Origin of the sequence: Pseudomonas sp. PSPC3-2 (assembly GCF_049897085.1) — a bacterium.
Classification (GTDB): Bacteria; Pseudomonadota; Gammaproteobacteria; order Pseudomonadales; family Pseudomonadaceae; genus Aquipseudomonas; species Aquipseudomonas paraveronii.
In genome coordinates this window covers 1-17,322 of sequence record NZ_JAFCVO010000002.1, presented here as the reverse complement: position 1 = coordinate 17,322, position 17,322 = coordinate 1, and the positions used below count along the sequence as shown (strand labels likewise).

The 17,322-nt window shown below is 60.8% G+C and carries 22 protein-coding genes and 1 tRNA gene; 17 read left to right on the top strand and 6 right to left on the bottom strand.

From position 1 onward, the window contains the following. Window positions 1–256 precede the first annotated feature (256 nt). Window positions 257–1,879 (top strand): ABC-F family ATP-binding cassette domain-containing protein, encoded by a 1,623-nt coding sequence (locus ACP7CJ_RS05045; RefSeq protein WP_276192887.1) that lies wholly within the window; start codon window positions 257–259, stop codon window positions 1,877–1,879. A gap of 69 nt (window positions 1,880–1,948) precedes the next feature. Further along, complete coding sequence (locus tag ACP7CJ_RS05040) at window positions 1,949–2,653, top strand: YoaK family protein (protein ID WP_276192886.1); 705 nt, start codon at window positions 1,949–1,951, stop codon at window positions 2,651–2,653. A gap of 143 nt (window positions 2,654–2,796) precedes the next feature. On the opposite strand, the gene ACP7CJ_RS05035 is transcribed toward ACP7CJ_RS05040, so the two are convergent. Continuing rightward, window positions 2,797–3,150, bottom strand: a complete 354-nt coding sequence (locus ACP7CJ_RS05035; protein ID WP_276192885.1) for a hypothetical protein — start codon at window positions 3,148–3,150, stop codon at window positions 2,797–2,799. Window positions 3,151–3,260: 110 nt separating this feature from the next. Between ACP7CJ_RS05035 and ACP7CJ_RS05030 the strand changes: the two genes are divergently transcribed. Then, a complete protein-coding gene (locus ACP7CJ_RS05030) occupies window positions 3,261–3,518 on the top strand; it encodes a hypothetical protein (RefSeq protein WP_247405364.1) in 258 nt (85 codons plus the stop codon). A gap of 106 nt (window positions 3,519–3,624) precedes the next feature. On the opposite strand, the gene ACP7CJ_RS05025 is transcribed toward ACP7CJ_RS05030, so the two are convergent. The 3 genes from ACP7CJ_RS05025 to ACP7CJ_RS05015 form a co-directional block, all read right to left on the bottom strand. Next, window positions 3,625–3,936, bottom strand: a complete 312-nt coding sequence (locus tag ACP7CJ_RS05025) for an AzlD domain-containing protein (protein ID WP_426099744.1) — start codon at window positions 3,934–3,936, stop codon at window positions 3,625–3,627. Next, complete coding sequence (locus ACP7CJ_RS05020) at window positions 3,933–4,628, bottom strand: AzlC family ABC transporter permease (RefSeq protein ID WP_426099743.1); 696 nt, start codon at window positions 4,626–4,628, stop codon at window positions 3,933–3,935. The genes ACP7CJ_RS05025 and ACP7CJ_RS05020 overlap by 4 nt, the downstream gene beginning before the upstream one ends. Before the next feature lie 71 nt (window positions 4,629–4,699). After that, window positions 4,700–4,915, bottom strand: a complete 216-nt coding sequence (locus ACP7CJ_RS05015) for a hypothetical protein (RefSeq protein ID WP_003191339.1) — start codon at window positions 4,913–4,915, stop codon at window positions 4,700–4,702. Between the two features lie 177 nt (window positions 4,916–5,092). On the opposite strand from ACP7CJ_RS05015, the gene ACP7CJ_RS05010 reads away from it, so the two are divergent. From ACP7CJ_RS05010 to ACP7CJ_RS04960, 11 genes are all read left to right on the top strand, one after another. Beyond that, window positions 5,093–5,449, top strand: a complete 357-nt coding sequence (locus ACP7CJ_RS05010) for a metalloregulator ArsR/SmtB family transcription factor (protein ID WP_276192880.1) — start codon at window positions 5,093–5,095, stop codon at window positions 5,447–5,449. Window positions 5,450–5,468: 19 nt separating this feature from the next. Further along, window positions 5,469–6,752, top strand: coding sequence for an arsenic transporter (locus ACP7CJ_RS05005; RefSeq protein ID WP_276192879.1), 1,284 nt, complete (start codon window positions 5,469–5,471; stop codon window positions 6,750–6,752). A gap of 13 nt (window positions 6,753–6,765) precedes the next feature. Further along, complete coding sequence (locus ACP7CJ_RS05000) at window positions 6,766–7,251, top strand: arsenate reductase ArsC (RefSeq protein WP_426099742.1); 486 nt, start codon at window positions 6,766–6,768, stop codon at window positions 7,249–7,251. Further along, a complete protein-coding gene (gene arsH / locus ACP7CJ_RS04995) occupies window positions 7,248–7,934 on the top strand; it encodes an arsenical resistance protein ArsH (protein WP_276192876.1) in 687 nt (228 codons plus the stop codon). Before ACP7CJ_RS05000 ends, arsH begins: the two co-directional genes overlap by 4 nt. Window positions 7,935–7,984: 50 nt before the next feature. Further along, window positions 7,985–8,776, top strand: a complete 792-nt coding sequence (locus ACP7CJ_RS04990; RefSeq protein ID WP_276192875.1) for an AraC family transcriptional regulator — start codon at window positions 7,985–7,987, stop codon at window positions 8,774–8,776. A gap of 74 nt (window positions 8,777–8,850) precedes the next feature. Further along, on the top strand, window positions 8,851–9,462 hold the full coding sequence (locus ACP7CJ_RS04985; RefSeq protein WP_426099741.1) for a LysE family transporter: 612 nt from the start codon (window positions 8,851–8,853) through the stop codon (window positions 9,460–9,462). Between the two features lie 320 nt (window positions 9,463–9,782). Further along, the gene (locus tag ACP7CJ_RS04980; RefSeq protein WP_426099740.1) at window positions 9,783–10,076 is read left to right on the top strand and encodes a hypothetical protein; all 294 of its coding nucleotides are present in this window, start codon (window positions 9,783–9,785) and stop codon (window positions 10,074–10,076) included. A 233-nt stretch (window positions 10,077–10,309) separates the two neighbouring features. After that, window positions 10,310–13,024, top strand: coding sequence for a magnesium-translocating P-type ATPase (gene mgtA / locus ACP7CJ_RS04975; protein WP_426099739.1), 2,715 nt, complete (start codon window positions 10,310–10,312; stop codon window positions 13,022–13,024). Between the two features lie 65 nt (window positions 13,025–13,089). Beyond that, window positions 13,090–13,437, top strand: coding sequence for a DUF2493 domain-containing protein (locus tag ACP7CJ_RS04970; RefSeq protein ID WP_426099738.1), 348 nt, complete (start codon window positions 13,090–13,092; stop codon window positions 13,435–13,437). 18 nt (window positions 13,438–13,455) lie between these two features. Further along, on the top strand, window positions 13,456–14,247 hold the full coding sequence (locus ACP7CJ_RS04965; RefSeq protein WP_276192868.1) for a hypothetical protein: 792 nt from the start codon (window positions 13,456–13,458) through the stop codon (window positions 14,245–14,247). 113 nt (window positions 14,248–14,360) lie between these two features. Then, window positions 14,361–14,888, top strand: a complete 528-nt coding sequence (locus tag ACP7CJ_RS04960) for a DinB family protein (protein ID WP_276192867.1) — start codon at window positions 14,361–14,363, stop codon at window positions 14,886–14,888. 2 nt (window positions 14,889–14,890) lie between these two features. Here ACP7CJ_RS04960 and ACP7CJ_RS04955 read toward each other — a convergent pair whose 3' ends face one another. Continuing rightward, a complete protein-coding gene (locus ACP7CJ_RS04955; RefSeq protein WP_276192866.1) occupies window positions 14,891–15,349 on the bottom strand; it encodes a GFA family protein in 459 nt (152 codons plus the stop codon). Window positions 15,350–15,547: 198 nt separating this feature from the next. Between ACP7CJ_RS04955 and ACP7CJ_RS04950 the strand changes: the two genes are divergently transcribed. The 3 genes from ACP7CJ_RS04950 (at window position 15,548) to ACP7CJ_RS04940 (ending at window position 17,039) form a co-directional block, all read left to right on the top strand. Further along, entirely contained in the window at window positions 15,548–15,829 is a 282-nt protein-coding gene (locus tag ACP7CJ_RS04950; protein ID WP_426099737.1) for a hypothetical protein, read from the top strand. A 312-nt stretch (window positions 15,830–16,141) separates the two neighbouring features. Then, window positions 16,142–16,228: transfer RNA gene (locus ACP7CJ_RS04945), tRNA-Leu, on the top strand. A 541-nt stretch (window positions 16,229–16,769) separates the two neighbouring features. Further along, the gene (locus tag ACP7CJ_RS04940) at window positions 16,770–17,039 is read left to right on the top strand and encodes a superinfection immunity protein (RefSeq protein WP_276192864.1); all 270 of its coding nucleotides are present in this window, start codon (window positions 16,770–16,772) and stop codon (window positions 17,037–17,039) included. A 170-nt stretch (window positions 17,040–17,209) separates the two neighbouring features. Here the strand turns inward: ACP7CJ_RS04940 and ACP7CJ_RS04935 are convergent. Then, window positions 17,210–17,322, bottom strand: a 113-nt coding sequence (locus tag ACP7CJ_RS04935; protein ID WP_036984840.1) for a transposase, incomplete at its 5' end; no start/stop codon positions are given.

Below are 17,322 nucleotides of genomic sequence, written 5' to 3'. Positions count from 1 at the left end.
AAACCCTTTTGGCACGAGCGCGCCCCGCTGCGATCAGTCAGGCATACCGGCCTGATTTGTTGCCAAGGAACGCGCGCCATGCCCGATTTTGCATCGGCCGCCGACTTGCTGAACAAAACCAAGGTGGGTTAGCCTCTGCATCCCTTCTGATTTACCGGACGACCGCCGACGTGAACCGCTAAGCCTTCCAAAATGTATCTGCAACGGGCCGCCTGGCGTGCTTGTTGGCCTGTTCGACATTTTTTTGGAGGTGCTGATGACTGACGTCAACCGGCTGCCCGTACTGGTTTCCCTGCAACACCTGTCCTTCCAGTTCGCCGATGGCGAAACCCTGCTGGACGACCTGAACCTGTCCATTGACCACACGCCCACTGGCATTGTCGGCCGCAATGGGCGCGGCAAAAGTATTCTGGCCAGGTTGATTGCCGGGAGGCTGGCGCCCACTTCCGGCAGCCGCGAGGGTTCTGCCAGCGTCGTGTATGTGCCGCAAACCCTGGTTATCGAGCCTGGCGACAGCATCGCCCACGTCACCGGCATCGCCCAGGCATTGGCCGCGCTTGAGCGCATGGCCCACGGCGCCGCTCGGGCCGACGACCTGGAACTGATCGACGATCGCTGGGACCTGGCCGAGCGTTTGCGCACCGCGCTGGATGTGGCGGGGCTGCAAGCACTTCATGCGCACACCCCAGCCCATCACCTCAGCGGTGGTCAGTTGGCCAGGGTTGCGCTGATAGGTGCGTTGTTGGCCTGTCCTCAGTTGCTGATTCTCGATGAGCCGACCAATCACCTCGACAGCGCCGGGCGTGATTGGCTGCTGCAGGTGCTGGGTGACTGGCGCGGCGGCCTGGTGGTGGTCAGCCATGATCGGCAACTGCTCAATGCCATGGGTCGCATTATCGAACTGTCGACCCTTGGCGCGCGGGCGTATGGCGGCAACTACGAAACCTATCGACAACAGCGCGATACGCAGCAGCACGCGGCTATCGCCGCCTGGGAGCACGCCCGCCTGGAGCGCAGCCGCGAGCGTCGGCGCCTGCAAAAAGACCACGACAGCCTGCAACGTAGCGCTGCCCGTTCACGCAAGCACGCTGAAACCGCGAATGTCGACCGCTTCACCAAGGCCCGCTGGAAAGGCGCCGCCACGCAAATCGTCGGCACGGTGCGCGGTGCCCATCGCGAACACAACGCCCGGCTGGAGGCGCAAGTGCGTCAAGCCTACGAAGGCGTGGCGGATCAGACGCCGACGCTGCTGGCCTTGCCCGGCTCGGCGTTGCCCAATGGCCGACAGGTCCTGACCCTGGTCGATGCCGAGCTTCCGTGGCTGGGCGCTCAAACCATCACGCTCAGCCTGATCGGCCCCGTGCGCGTCGCTGTGCGGGGGCCGAATGGTTGTGGCAAGTCGACCTTGCTCAAGCTGTTGGCGGGCCAATGGCCGGCCGTCAGTGGCGAATGCTCGGTGCATGTGCCCAGCGCCTATATCGATCAACACCTGGCCCTGCTGGACAACCAACGCTCCATCGTCGAGCAACTCAACCTGCTCGACACGCCACTGGCCGAGGCCGCGTTGCGTACCCGGTTGGCCTTGCTGCAACTGGACGCCTCACGGGTCACGCAACCGGCGGGCCGGCTCAGCGGCGGCGAACGCTTGAAAGCCGCGATGGCTATCGCCTTGTGGCGCGAGACGCCGGCGCAACTGCTGCTGTTGGATGAGCCCACCAATCACCTGGATCTGGAGTCGATCGTCGCGTTCGAACAGGCGCTGAAGGGATTTACCGGCGCAATGGTGGTGGTGTCACATGACGAGGGGTTCGTGCAGGCGATCGAGCCGACTCATACTTTAGTCTGGCAGAGCACTGGCTGGCGGCTGGTAGCTGTGTGAGATCATTGCGCCGGACATCAAAGCGCCTTACGGTGGTGGCCAGATAATCTCACCGAGGAACCCGGCCCCATGCTGCCTTCGTCCCAAAAGTCCTACGCCAACGCCGGGCTCGCCCATCAACAGCGATGGCGTGGCCGTGTCGGTATGCTGCTGGTGGCCAGCCTGTCGGTGCTGGCGGGGATGACCGATGCCATAGGCTTCATGGCCAGCGGCGACTTTGTCTCATTCATGAGCGGCAACACCACGCGCCTGGCGGTGGCGATCAGCGAAGGCGACCTGGGCCTGACCGGGCGCCTGCTGTTGCTGGTCGCAACCTTCATCGTCGGCAACGCGTTGGGTGTCATGGTCAGCCGTATCAGCCGACGCCACGCCCTGCCCTTGCTGCTGTGCATCGCGACGCTGCTCTGCGCCGGCGCGCTGTGGCCGTTCGACGACATGCTGCCCGCCTTGCTGGCGGCAATTGTGGCGATGGGCATGCTCAATGCCGCCGTCGAAGAAGTGAACGGATTGCCGGTGGGGCTCACCTATGTCACCGGAGCGCTATCACGCTTTGGTCGGGGGCTGGGGCGCTGGCTGCTGGGGGAGCGTCGCAATGGGTGGCGCGTGCAACTGATCCCATGGACGGGGATGTTTATCGGTGCAGTGATCGGTGCGCTGCTGGAGCATCGGATGGGCTTGAGTGCGCTGCTGGTCAGCGGGGCGCTGGCTGCAGTTTTGGGCGTGGTGTCACTGAAGATCCCCCGGCGCTGGCACTTGGGGTACATGCCGCGCTGATAACCAGGGGTGCTCGCCCGACGTTACGGCCTCGACGTCCGTGTACTGGTAAAGAGCCATCACGTCGAGCGAGCGGGTGAATCATAAGACAATGTCCAGCGTCTGTCCCGCCAGGCATGTCCTAAAACCACTAAGGCAACGGATTACAGACAAGTCGCGAGTGCGGCCAAACGACGCTTGGCGACCATAGAGTCATCAGCGGCGTAGTAATGCACGGAGGAACCGGCCCCTGTGCTGCGCACGTCGACAAAGTAGTCGCCGCCGGTGGTGTACACCGTGAAACCACCCGCCTCGATCGGCTCCTTGAAGCCGCCGGCGTCGACACCAAACACCGTCTCGTCCTGCCAGCCGAACTGGACACATTGGGCAACCACCAGCGCAGCCTTGTCCGAAGCCAAGGTCTTGTAGGGCGTGCCGGAGCGTGCCGCGTTCATTTTCGAGCCCGCGCAACCGCCCAGTGCAGCCAGTACCAATGCGCCAATTACCAGTTTCCGCATGCCATCGCTCCTTGGAAAAAAAACGCGACTCTACCATTAGCAGGCGACACTCACGGATTATTACGTCACCCTGTCGCCTACTTACGAGCTCGCTTCTACCTGGAAAACCGATGACACCCAATGCCGAACACTACAACCCATCCACCGACTATGCCGACAAGCTGATCAGCCGCATCGGCCAGACGCCCACGTGGATCGCCAAGCGCATTGGCGTGACGGACAAGCGGATTCGCTACATTCTCGACGGCGAGCGCACGGTGAAAGGCGAAAGTACTCCGATCCAGATGACCTACACCGAGCAGTTTGCGCTGGAGTGCCTGGCGGCCGAGGCCAAGGCGAAAAAGAAGCCGGCGCCGGCCGCCGAATGAATTTAGTTTCACTGTGACGGGGGAACGCGCCATGGATAATGGCCAGGCTCATTTTTAGAAGCTCCCTTCAGCCCGCCCTCCCGCGGGCTTTTTTTCGCCTGCGCGTTTAAAGCCACCAGCGAAACAGGTAGAACAACGCCATGCTCAACAGCACGGTGAGCAGCACATTGCGCGTCCAGAACATCAGCGCCACCGCACAGATCCCGGCCAGCAGGTAGGGGTTGGCCGGGCTCAGGTTGAGCCGGTGGTCGGCGAAAAAAATGATCGGCCCGCAGATCGCCGTGAGCATGCCCGGTACCGCAAACCCGAGAAACTCCCGCGCACCGCGATTGAGCCGCACGGGCAGGCGCGGTTCGATAAACAGGTAGCGGTTAAGAAACACAATCAGTCCCATGCCAACAATCATCACGAAGATCATGCCTGCCCTACTCCCAGTCGCTTGCAGGCAAACCCTGCGCTCATGCCCAACACACCCGACACCACCACGGCCGACTCCCATTGCAAGAAGCTCAAGCCCACCGAGCCCAACAGCGCCACCGCCACGCACACCACGGTGGGCACATCGCGCACCACGGGCGTGATCAACGCGATAAAGGTCGCGGCGATCGAGAACTCCAGGCCCAGGTGTTCGAGCCCTGGAATACTCTTGCCCAGGACGATGCCGGCGAGGGTGAACAGGTTCCAGGCGATATAGAACGTCAGGCCAACGCCCAGCGCGTACCAACGGTTGAAGGTTTCGCGGTCGTACTGGCTGACCAGGGCGAAGAACTCATCGGTCATCAGGAAACCCAGGCTCATGCGCCAGCGCGGCTTGAACGTCGACAAGGTGGGACGCAGATGCATGCCGTAGAGCAAATGTTGCGAGGTCAGCAGCAGGGTCGTGAGCAAAATGGAGACCAGGCTGGCGCCGCTCTTGACCATGCCGATTGCCACCAATTGCGCGGCGCCGGCAAAGACGATGGCGGAAAGGCCTTGGGCTTCGAGCGGGGAAAAGTGCGCATCAATAGCCATTGAACCGGCCAGCAAGCCCCAGGGCGCGCACGCCAGGGATAGCGGAATGACAGCAATCGCGCCACGGGCGAATGCGTAATGAGGTAAGGCAGTAGGCATGGGAACCGCTCATCGACAGACAGTCGACAAGCATGCCAGCGCCCTGTGCAGGTTGTCTTGAACGATCTTGCTCAGGCCAGCTTGACGGACACCTGCTCCACCGAGTCTCGCGCTTCGCGCAGCTCATAGGCATCCTGGTTGAGGCGGTGGATGGTATTGAGCAAGCGCTGGCGCAGCACTTCATCGCCGAGTTTTTCGACGGCGCGCATCAGATCAAACGCCGCGGTTTCATTATTTTCCGCGACGGAATCGAGGGTCTTGCGCAGGTTGCGAGTGGCACGGGTCACGCGTGGTCTTCCTTCATCAGCTATGGGCAGGCACTTTAGGACATTTGTGTTTCATTTTAATTTCAATCACTTGTGGCGTGTTCCCAGACATTTGATCCATATCAGTTGAAACAGGATTTGACTGAAATATATGGAAATACGTATATTCGAATACACATATAAGCATAGGCCGTGGCCATGTCAGACCCTTTCTCCCCTCCCGCGCTGTTCAAATGCCTGGCCGATGCCACGCGCTTGCGAATGACCCTGTTGGTCCTGCGCGAAGGCGAACTTTGTGTGTGCGAACTGATCCATGCACTTGACAATAGCCAGCCGAAAATCTCCCGCCATCTCGCGCAACTGCGCAGCAGCGGATTGCTGCAGGATCGGCGCCAGGGGCAATGGATCTACTATCGCCTCAATCCGGCACTGCCCGCCTGGGTAACTCAGGTGCTGGACACCACCCTGCAAGCCAACCAGCCCTGGTTGCAAAACGACGCGCAGCGTCTTGATGCAATGGGCGACAGACCACAACGAGCCAGCACCTGCTGTTGAACCACCGGAGCGTTTATCCATGCTTGTCGCAATAGCGATTTTTATCTTCACCATCGTCCTGGTCATCTGGCAGCCCAAAGGCCTGGGCGTCGGCTGGAGCGCAACCCTGGGCGCCATCCTCGCGCTGGCCTTCGGCGTGATCAGCCTGGCGGACATCCCGGTGGTGTGGCACATCATCTGGAATGCCACCGGCACCTTTGTCGCGCTGATCGTCATCAGCCTGTTGCTGGATGAGGCTGGATTCTTTGCCTGGGCAGCGTTGCATGTGGCCCGCTGGGGCCGTGGGCGCGGCCGGCGGCTGTTTGCCTATATGGTGCTGCTGGGCGCGCTGGTGTCGGCGCTGTTTGCCAACGACGGCGCGGCGCTGATCCTCACGCCTATTGTGATGTCGATGCTGCTGGCGCTGCGCTTTTCCCCGGCGGCGACCCTGGCGTTCGTCATGGGCGCAGGGTTTATCGCCGACACGGCGAGCCTGCCGCTGGTGGTGTCGAACCTGGTGAACATTGTCTCGGCGGACTATTTCAAGATCGGCTTCAATGAATACGCGGCGGTGATGGTGCCGGTAAACCTCGTCAGCGTCGCCGCCACCCTGGCGGTGCTGCTGTGGTTTTTCCGCCGCGATATTCCGCAGACCTACGACCCGGCCGACCTGGCTGACCCGGCCAGCGCCATTCACGACCGCGCCACCTTTCGCGCCGGCTGGTGGGTGCTGGGCATCCTGCTGGTCGGGTGTTTTGCCCTCGAGCCGTTGGGGATTCCCATCAGCGCCATCTCTGCCGCGTGCGCGGTGTTGCTGTTGGTGATCGCCGCCAAAGGCCACAAGATTTCCACGCGCAAAGTGCTCAAGGACGCGCCCTGGCAGATCGTGATTTTTTCCCTGGGCATGTACCTGGTTGTCTACGGGCTGCGCAACGCCGGACTGACCACCTATCTGGCGACCTGGCTCGACACCTTCGCCACCTACGGCGTGTGGGGCGCGGCCATGGGCACCGGGGTGCTGACGGCGTTGCTGTCCTCGGCGATGAACAACCTGCCGACGGTGTTGATCGGTGCGCTGTCCATCGAATCCAGCCATGCCGTCGGCGTGGTCAAGGACGCGATGATCTACGCCAACGTAATCGGCAGCGACCTGGGCCCAAAAATCACGCCCATCGGCAGCCTGGCGACCCTGCTATGGCTGCATATCCTGGCGCGCAAAGGCATCACCATCACCTGGGGTTACTACTTCAAGGTCGGGATTGTACTGACCTTGCCGGTGCTGCTGATCACGCTCGCCGCCCTCGCCTTGCGCCTTAGCCTCTGAAGGACATCCGTCAATGAAAGTCTTGTTCATGTGTACCGCCAACAGCTGCCGGAGCATTTTGTCCGAAGCGATGTTCAACCACCTGGCGCCGCAAGGGTTTCAGGCGGTCAGCTCCGGCAGTTTCCCCAAGGGCCAGGTGCTGCCCCGCAGCCTGAGCACCTTGCAGGCGGCGGGCATCGGCACGCAGGGGTTGTACAGCAAGGGCAACGACGCCTTTGAAGGCAGCCCGCCGGATGTGGTGATCACGGTGTGCGACAAGGCTGCCGGTGAAGCCTGCCCCGTGTATTTCGGCCCGGCGCTGAAGGCACATTGGGGCTTGGAAGATCCTTCGGATGTCGACGGTGACGAGGCAAACATCCAAGCCGCCTTCGACGCCACGTTGCGCACCATCGCCACGCGCTGCCGGGCGTTTTTCGCCCTGCCCTTCGCCGATCTCGACCCTGACGAACTGAAAGCAGAACTCGAACGCATTGCGCTGTTGCAGGCGCAGCAAGCATGACCACCCTGCCCAATCTGGACGCGTCGTTAATCACTTCACGCCCTGTCGAAACGCGTCAGCCCCCGCGCATTCTGCTGCTCTATGGATCGACCCGCGAACGCTCGTTCAGCCGCCTGCTGGTGGAAGAGTCCGCGCGTCTCTTGCAACACTTCGGCGCGCAAACGCGCATCTTCAACCCGAGCGGTTTGCCATTACCCGATGATGCTCCGCGTGAGCATCCCAAAGTGCAGGAGCTGTTGGAGCTGATGCAATGGTCGGAAGGCCAGGTCTGGTGCTCCCCTGAACGACACGGTTCGATGTCGGCGGTGTTCAAGGCACAAATCGACTGGGTGCCGCTGTCCTTGGGCGCGGTCCGCCCGACCCAAGGCAAGACCCTGGCGGTGATGCAAGTGTGCGGCGGCTCCCAGTCGTTCAACACGGTCAACCAACTGCGCGTACTCGGCCGGTGGATGCGTATGTTCACCATCCCCAATCAATCCTCAGTGCCCAAGGCGTTCATGGAGTTCGATGATCAGGACCGCATGAAACCCTCGGCGCTCTATGATCGCGTTGTCGACGTGATGGAAGAACTGGTGAAGTTCACCGTGCTGCTGCGTGATCGCCCGGACTTGGTAGACCGCTACTCGGAGCGCAAGGAAAGCGCGGATGAACTGTCGCAACGGGTCAATCAACGGTCGATCTGAGCCCTGCTGACGGCGTATGCTCACGTCCATCCCGTGACTGAGCCGACCCCATGAGCACCCTGCAACACGCCTGGCTGGGCAACTACGAAATCAACAGCGTCCATTGCACCGGCCTGACCTTTGCCCGCCACAGCCATGACGAATGCGTGATCGGCGTGAACCTTGTAGGCGAGGAAAAAGTGTGGCTGGACCGCCAGGAGTTCGCGGCCGGGCCAGGGTCCATCACCCTGTATAACCCAGGGCAGATTCAGGGCGGCGGTGCGGCGGACGGAGCGCCCTGGCAGTTTGTCAGCCTCTACGTCAGCGCGAACCAATTGGCCTGCGACCTGGGGCTGGCGCATGTAGAGTTCGATCGATCGCTGTGTTTCCAGCCGGATCTCGCACGGCGCCTGGCGGTTGTGGCGAAGGGCGCATCTAGCGGCGACGCGCGGGTCCGTGAGTTGAACGAAGACGCCTTGGTTGTATTGCTGGGCGAAGTGGTCAGCCTCAGCGGCGTGCGCGTGCCCGCCAGCGCGACAGCCGGTAAAAGCCTGATCGGTCGCGCCCAGGAAATGCTTGCCGAACAGTTGCATCAATCGCTGCCCCTGGACCACCTCGGCGAGGCGCTGGGGTTGTCCAAATTCCACCTGCTACGCACCTTTCAAAAAGAGACCGGGCTCAGCCCTCGTCAGTGGGCCATGCAATTGCGCACGCGCCGCGCCAAAGGCCTATTGCGCAATGGGATGGCGGCCGGCGAGGTCGCCCATCAGCTCGGTTTTGTCGACCAAAGCCACCTCAACCGGCATTTTCGCGCTGCCTATGGCATCACGCCTGGCCGCTATCAAAGTGTGGCGAAACGCTGAATAGCACAATCTGGTCCAAGACAACCTCTGCGTGCACCAGCACACTGCCCGCCATCATTTGATGGAGCACAGGCATGCTGGCGATCTTCTTCTACGCACTGGTATTGGGTTTTGTGTTTTGCCTCTCCCCCGGCGCTGTGCTGGCGGAGACCCTGCGCCGTGGCTTACAGCACGGTTTTACTCCGGCGCTGCTGGTGCAGGTCGGCTCGCTGGTCGGCGATGCGGTGTGGGCCGTGATCGGCCTGACCGGCATCGCGCTGTTGATCCAACATGACGCCGTGCGCGTGCCGCTGACCATCGTCTGCGCGCTGTACCTCGCCTGGCTCGGCGTGCGCAGCCTGGGCGACGCCTGGCGTTTGCCCGAAGCCGACAGCGCACCGGCCGGCTCCGGTCAGAATGCGCTGGCCGTGGGCGCGGCCATTTCGCTGGCCAACCCGAAAAACATTGTGTACTGGGGCGCCTTGGGCAGCGCCTTGTCGGGCATCGTCGGAGCCACGCCCAGCCACGCGCAGACGCTGATGTTTTTCGCCGGTTTCATGCTGGCCTCGGTGTTGTCGTGTTTTCTGACTGCTGCACTGGTGAATCTGTTGCGCAAGAATGCCTCGCCGACCTGGCAGCGCATCAGTTATGGGGCATGCGGTGTGGTCTTGATCTATCTCGCCGTTCTCGCCGCGCAAGGGGTATGAAGTTATATATGGTCGACAACTTGCGAGTGTGTTTTATCTGAATAGACTCTGAACACTTCGCCATTTGATTAATCATGCGTTGACATTCTGTAACGGGCTAAGTAGATTGCCCCTGCCCGCAACTGGGGCCTTTTTTAAACCTCACAAAAGAAGCCAATGGACACAGTATCTAGTCGCTGTCCGAGCACCGCGTTGGCGGGCATCGGGCGCCAAATCCAGAATATGACAGGACTTGCCTTCCCGGTCCGGTAAGCTGCGCTAGAGCTTGTGCTCCATCGTAACTGCCTCGCCGGTCGCCCGTCCGGTCCCGAGGTGTTGTTATGACCTTCCAAACCTTTGTTGTAAATGATCTACGAATGCTGGCCACCGTCCTGCGCGCCAAGCTGTGCCGCGCGCCCGCAGGCTTTTCTGCTGCACGCCCGGCCTTTGCTGCACCCTCCCCTCAAGTACGTCCGGCCCATCCGCTGGCGCATTGGCGTGTCTGCCCAACGACCGGACGCCTGCAACAGCATTGGGCTCAAACCTACCCTCAGGACCCACAGAGGCGTATCGTTTCCAGCCTGACTGAAGCACGCCGGATGCTCGATCTATCCCTGAGCACTCGCGCCGCATAAATCGGCTGAAACAGCAACTTTCCGACTAATACCCTGGAGTTCTTTATGAACCTGTCCAGTAGTATCCCGCTGCGCGAGTAGTAACTAACGCGTTATTTTCGGGCCCCTTGAAAGTTATTCAACACCTTATTTGAACCGATCGCGAAGTCCGCGGCTCGGCATGCTTTCGCTCGCCTGTCATCAGGTCAGTACCGGGTATGTTTTGTCGAGAATTGGCGACAGGAGTACACACCATGAGCGCCGTAAAAAAACCACCACAGCACAAGAAAAACCGCACCGACGCCGACACCCGCCTGTCGATGCGTGCCGCCCGCGAGGCCCACAACGGTCTGTCGGCCACCCTGGCCAATGTGCGGGCCACCCAGGATGGCCTGACCGAACTGGACGCCGCCGCGCGCCTGCAACGGCAAGGCCATAACGAAGTGGCCCATGACAAGCCGCCTCACGCCATCGTCCAGTTCCTGCAGGCACTGAACAATCCGTTTATCTACGTGCTGCTGACGCTGGGCGCGATCAGCTTCGTCACTGATTACTGGCTGCCGTTACAGGCCGGTGAAGAAGTCGACCTGACCAAAGTCATCATCATCATGACCATGGTCCTGCTCAGCAGCCTGCTGCGATTCTGGCAGGAGCACCGCTCGGCCAAGTCCGCCGAAGCACTCAAAGCCATGGTGCGCACCACTGCCACCGTGTTACGCCGCGCACAAGTCGGCGCCCAACCGACACTGCGCGAAGTGCCGATGCGTGAACTGGTGGCCGGCGATATCGTGCAGCTATCGGCCGGCGATATGATCCCGGCCGACATCCGCCTGATCGAATCCCACGACCTGTTTATCAGCCAGGCCGTGCTGACGGGCGAAGCCTTGCCGGTGGAGAAATACGACACGCTGGGGGACGTAACGCAGAAATCCGCCAGCCCCCTTGCCGTCGACCGGGGCAACTTGCTGGACCTGCCGAACATCTGCTTCATGGGCACTAATGTGGTCAGTGGCCGGGCGAAAGCCGTGGTGGTGGCCACCGGGCCGCGCACCTACTTCGGCTCTCTGGCCAAAGCGATTGTCGGCTCCCGGGCGCAGACCGCGTTTGATCGCGGCGTGAACAGCGTCAGTTGGCTACTGATCCGCTTCATGCTGGTGATGGTGCCGATCGTGTTCTTCCTCAACGGTTTCTCCAAGGGGGACTGGGGCGATGCCTTCCTGTTTGCCCTGGCGGTCGCCGTGGGCCTGACCCCGGAAATGCTGCCGATGATTGTCAGCGCCAACCTGGCCAAGGGCGCCACTGCCATGGCCAAGCGCAAAGTGGTGGTCAAGCGCCTCAACGCGATCCAGAACTTCGGTTCGATGGACGTGCTGTGTACCGACAAGACCGGCACCCTGACCCAGGACAAGATCATCCTTGAGCACCACGTCAACACCTTTGGCCAGCGGGATGATGCGGTGCTGTCCCTGGCCTGGCTCAACAGCTATCACCAGAGCGGCATGAAGAACCTGATGGACCAGGCCGTGGTGCAGTTCTCGGCACAGAACCCCAAGTTCCAGGTGCCGTTTGCCTACAGCAAGATCGATGAATTGCCGTTCGACTTTGTACGCCGTCGCCTGTCGATTGTGGTCAAGGACGCCGCCGACGACCACCTGCTGGTGTGCAAAGGCGCCGTGGAAGAGATGCTGAGCATTTCCACCCATGTGCTCGAAGCCGGCGCCGCCGTGCCGCTGGATCAGCGACGTCGCCAGGAGTTACTGGCGATTGCCAATGACTACAACGAAGACGGCTTCCGCGTACTGGTGGTCGCCACCCGCAATATCCCGAACGCCGTGGCGCGCCGGCAGTACACCACCGCCGATGAGCGCAACCTGGTGATCCAGGGGTTCCTGACCTTCCTCGATCCACCGAAGGAAACCGCAGGCCCGGCGATTGCGGCGCTGCAACAGATCGGCGTCGCGGTGAAAGTGCTGACCGGCGACAACGCCGTGGTCACCAGCAAGATCTGCCGTCAGGTCGGCCTTGACCCAGGCCAGCCGCTGCTCGGTGTGGACATCGAAACAATGGACGACGCAACCCTGCTGCGCCGCGTGGAAGAACGCACGGTGTTCGCCAAGCTGACACCGCTGCAGAAGTCGCGGGTGCTCAAGGCCCTGCAAGCCAACGGCCACACCGTCGGCTTCCTCGGTGACGGCATCAACGATGCACCGGCGCTGCGCGATGCCGACGTGGGTATCTCGGTAGACAGCGGCACCGACATTGCCAAGGAATCGGCCGACATCATCCTGCTGGAAAAGAGCCTGATGGTGCTGGAGGAAGGCGTGCTCAAGGGCCGCGAGACCTTCGGCAATATCATGAAGTACCTGAACATGACCGCCAGTTCCAACTTCGGCAACGTGTTCTCGGTGCTGGTGGCCAGTGCGTTTATTCCGTTCATGCCGATGCTGGCGATCCACCTGCTGCTGCAGAACCTGATGTACGACATCTCCCAACTGGCCTTGCCGTGGGACAAGATGGACAAGGAATACCTGGCCAAGCCGCGCAAGTGGGACGCGAAGAACATCGGCCGCTTCATGCTGTGGATCGGGCCAACCTCATCGATCTTCGACATCACCACCTTCGCACTGATGTGGTACGTGTTCGCCGCCAACAGCGTGGAGATGCAGACGCTGTTCCAATCCGGCTGGTTCATCGAGGGGCTGCTCTCGCAAACCCTGGTGGTGCATATGCTGCGCACCCGCAAGATCCCGTTCTTCCAGAGCACCGCCGCATGGCCAGTATTGCTGATGACCTGCGTGGTAATCGCCCTGGGGATCTACGTGCCGTTTTCACCGCTCGGCACCCTGGTGGGCTTGCAACCGCTACCGCTGGCGTACTTCCCGTGGCTGGTGGGCACCTTGCTCAGCTACTGCTGTGTGGCCCAACTGATGAAGACGATCTACATCCGCCGCTTCAAGCAGTGGTACTGATCACTCCCTCCGTTTAAACGGTGGTGGCCGCCCGGCGGCCACCGTGTACTAAAAGGATTTCAACGATGCGCGTGCTGATCTGTGCAGGTCGTCATTACGCCGACACGAAAATGTCCCGCCAAGTGCTGGACGCTTACCACCGCCTGCGGCCGGTGCAGGTATTGATCCACGGCGGCAACCCATTCCTAGGCAGCGACATCGAGGAATGGGCGCGGGAAATCGGTATCTATGTGGTGCGTTACCCGCCCAATTGGCAACGCCACGGCAAGCAGGCGGAGCGCCAGCGCAACGAATTCATGCTGACCGACAGCCGCCCCAATGTGGTCATCGCCCTGCCAGGCGGTGATGACACATCCGAGCTGGTCTGCCAGGCCAAAGCCAGCGGAATTTCGGTGCTGACCGTAGAAAGCTGAATTCAAGCGAGGTACACCATGCACAAGAAACACCGTCAACACTCGAACGGGGTTGCCCGCTATCGCAGCGCTCGCCATACCCTCTTGTTGCTACCGCCCGCCAAACGACGCGCGCTGCGGCGCAATCTGATGTTTATCGGGCTGACGCTCAGCGTCATCCTCCTCATCAGCCTATTGTCGAAGGCCTTCGCAGCGGGGGGCGCCTACGTGGTCGACGACGGCGCAATCAATGCGCCTGGCGAATGCAACGTCGACGCCTGGTACAGCGCCCAGCGACACGACGGCAGTACGCACAACGAGACGCTGTCGCCTGCCTGCACCTTCAACGCCCTGCCTGCAATACAGTGGGGCGCGACACTGTCACGGGCCAACCGCGAGACTCAAGTAAGCCCGCAAGTGAAGGCACAGATGATGTCACGCCAGGACTTGGGTCTGGAGATGGCCGTGTCCGTCGGTGCCCACGTTGCCCTCGACCGGCGGCACGCGTTTGACGGCGCGGATTTCAACGTGCCGTTGACGTGGCAACCGCTGGGGGCCCTGCGACTGAACCTGAATGCCGGCTGGACCCATACGTATGACGACGGCGAGCAAAACCATCGCCTCACATGGGGCTCCAGCGTCGAATACCAGGTGGCGCATTCATTGACACTGATAGTCGAGCGCTACGGCCAGAAAGGCAGTGAGCAGGCCTGGCAAGCGGGCCCGCGATTCCACATTGGGCCGTTGGTCGACGTAGACGTCGTGGTCGGGCGCAGCCTGGTGGCTGAGCGCGCACAATGGTTGAGCACCGGCGCCACGCTGCGTTTCTAGGGATTCCCCCCTTCGCATCGGTGGCGCCTGCGGCGCCGCCCCTACCGGAACCCGATGACCGCCGGGCGGACACGTCTTATGATGGCGCCATCGCACCGCCAGAGAGCACGCACGTGAACCGTCTCGAACAGATTGCCCTGATGGCGACCTACAACCAGTGGATGAACCGCAAAGTCTATGACGCGGCCGCCAAGCTGACGGACGCCGAATTACGAATGGATCGCCGTGCGTTTTTCGGTTCGATCCTCGGCACGCTGAACCACCTGACATTGGGTGACACCGTGTGGCTCAAGCGCTTTGCCCAGCATCCCGCCGGCCATTCGGCGCTGGCACCGTTAAGCGCGATTGCCACCCCCACCGACCTCAAGCACCTGGCCTTCGCCAACCTGCGCGAGTTGACCACGCACCGCGCCTGGCTGGATCGACTGATCATCGACTGGGCGCAGAGCCTGCGCGAGCCCGACCTCGACCTGCGCCTGCAGTACCACAACATGCGCGGCATCGCGGCGGACAAACCGTTTTTCAGCCTGCTGCTGCACTTTTTCAATCATCAGACCCACCACCGGGGCCAGGTGACAACGCTGCTGACCCAAGCGGGACACGATGTGGGCGATACCGACCTGCTCGCGCTGATCGACTGAACTCAGCGGGCGCGGAACTCGGCGTAGGCCTGCAACAAGCGCGGAAAATCCTGCGGCGCGGGCAATTGTGCAAAGCCCTCGACCGCCGGCGTCGTGGCCCAAGGCAGTTTCTCGCTGGTCCAGGTTTCCATGAAAGGCTCGTAATCCCTGGCGCTATCCAGCAACGTCGCGCGCACATTGACGAATTCATCAATGCCATGGGGGCGTGTGAACAGCCAGCTCATGCAATGGGGGCAGAAGTAATGGCGGTCGGCGCCATGCATACCGCCGACCACGGGGCACCCTTGGGTCACGGTGAACGCACTGGCGGGAATCAGCGCACTGAGGGAGAACGCGCTGGCGGTCATCTTCTGACAACCGGTGCAATGGCAAGCCATGGTGATCACCGGGGCCTGGCTCACACTGAAGCGCACTCGGTTACAACGGCAACTGCCTTCATGGGGCAGGTTTTCGACGCTCATCCACTCACTCCTTTTTATGATTAGGCTCAAGCCAGGGTAACGTCGCGCCCAGGGGTTGAACAGGGCTGCAGGGCACAAACCGAACGCTGCGACCGGCGCGGGGTCGTAATTGAAGGTGTCGGGATTAATCGCAGCCCGCCCTCCCCGCGTGCATTGTGGGTCTACCGATGCGCGCCCCCCCAAGAAGGAGACGCTTACATGGTCATTCACTTCAAGGTCGCCGGGCACTTAGCCTGCGGCCATCACGGCGGCAACCTCCCCTCCAGTACTGAGCTGAACCGCGTCAAATGCCGTACCTGCCGCAACACCGAAGCCTATAAGGAAGCGCGACGCACCCAACGCAACGCCGCGCGCCGTGCCTCGCGGCGAGCCAGGACCCACACCTCCAGCGACTGGCGCAGCGCTTGGGCACAACGCCTGACCGACCTGCCCGGGTTGCAACGCCTGCCACGCGGTTTCAGTGGCCAGCCCTTCGTATAGGCCAACATGCAGAAGCCCCGGTTGCGCTGGGGCTTTGTTCTGCTGGGCGAAGTGCGAGTGCCCTACACTCAGACACCAGCCTGCTTACTACTGAGCATCCACGCTGAAGTGCAGAGACAGCGTATCGGCGCACTTGTCATTTTTGAGGCCTGTTCCCCAACCCTCGGAATCTTCGGTTTCTCCCTGGGCACCTATGTAGATCACTGATCTATCGAGCTTTTTCATCCCCCTCTTTGTACAACAAAGGCGCCTTCGACCTTGCGCCCAAGCGCCCGGATCTATATATTCCCAACCCTGCTGCACCGCGCTACCGCCCGAATGGCGAAACTGGTAGACGCATGGGACTTAAAATCCCCCGCTCGTAAGGGCGTGCCGGTTCGATTCCGGCTTCGGGCACCATAGATATCAAGGGCTTGCATGATGAACTTCATGCAGGCCCTTATTTTTTTGTTCCGCAATTCCCTTTCTTCGGCGCCCTGCCGATCGAACACAAGCCATCGAAAACGTTTCAACTGCCAACCGATGTGTCAGATCGGTACGATCATCGGGAAACCAACGCGGTAGTGTTGGATTATTGGCCGCGAACTCCGCGCGCCCTACTCTGCTAGAGTGACGCCCTCCGGTCGCAATGGAAGCATCGAAGAATGAACTAATGGAAGACCCTGGCAGGCGCCCTCAGGGTATCGATCAGCACTCAGGTCGTGGCCGCCGAAAACAACAACCTATTCCAAGCGCCACCGATGTCCGACATGCAGTTGGCCCAGGCGATAGCAACTTCATTCTAATACCGACCTTCGCGCGGGCTTCCGGCCAGGGCTTCTTGTGCCACCCTATCGAACGGATAGTTTTTCCGCATTACCCAATTCATATGTACCTACGTACATTGATGTCATTACGCCGCCAGCCGGCGTGATTACATTTATGGGCAGAGGGCGTTTCAGTGAAAGTTTTTGGTCTTGGCATTCTGATTCCTCTATGCGGACTCAGCTATTTAGGTAGAGGCGGCTGTAATGAGGTTGCGCTTTTTGCCAACATTCTTTTTTTATTCAGCGCTATAGCTCTGTACTTCTACCCATCGATATGTGCAATCGGCCATGTCAAGAAAGCCCGTGTATCGATATTCAAGCTGAACCTGCTTGCTGGCTGGACTGGCATCGGTTGGTTTGTAGCGCTTTACAGGGCTTTAGTGTTGCAGGTTACAGACAAATGAGTGTGCATCGGGTTTCTTGTATCTGCCCATCGTCGTGCCGCCATTGAGCTGGCTTTCTGCTTTTGCGACATCCTTTTCACCTGGCATTTACAGGACAGAGTGCAAAGTTGCCCTACTCCTTTGAAGAATTCCCTTTAGGTCCGCCCACAAGCGGGCTTTTTTTTGGTTCTTCACGGATTACCGGGAAAGACGCTCTTGATCTTCATGAAAAAGAATTCGCTATCCCGGTAACCATACGCCATACGCTTGATCACCTTTATTCGATTGTTTATTCCTTCCAACT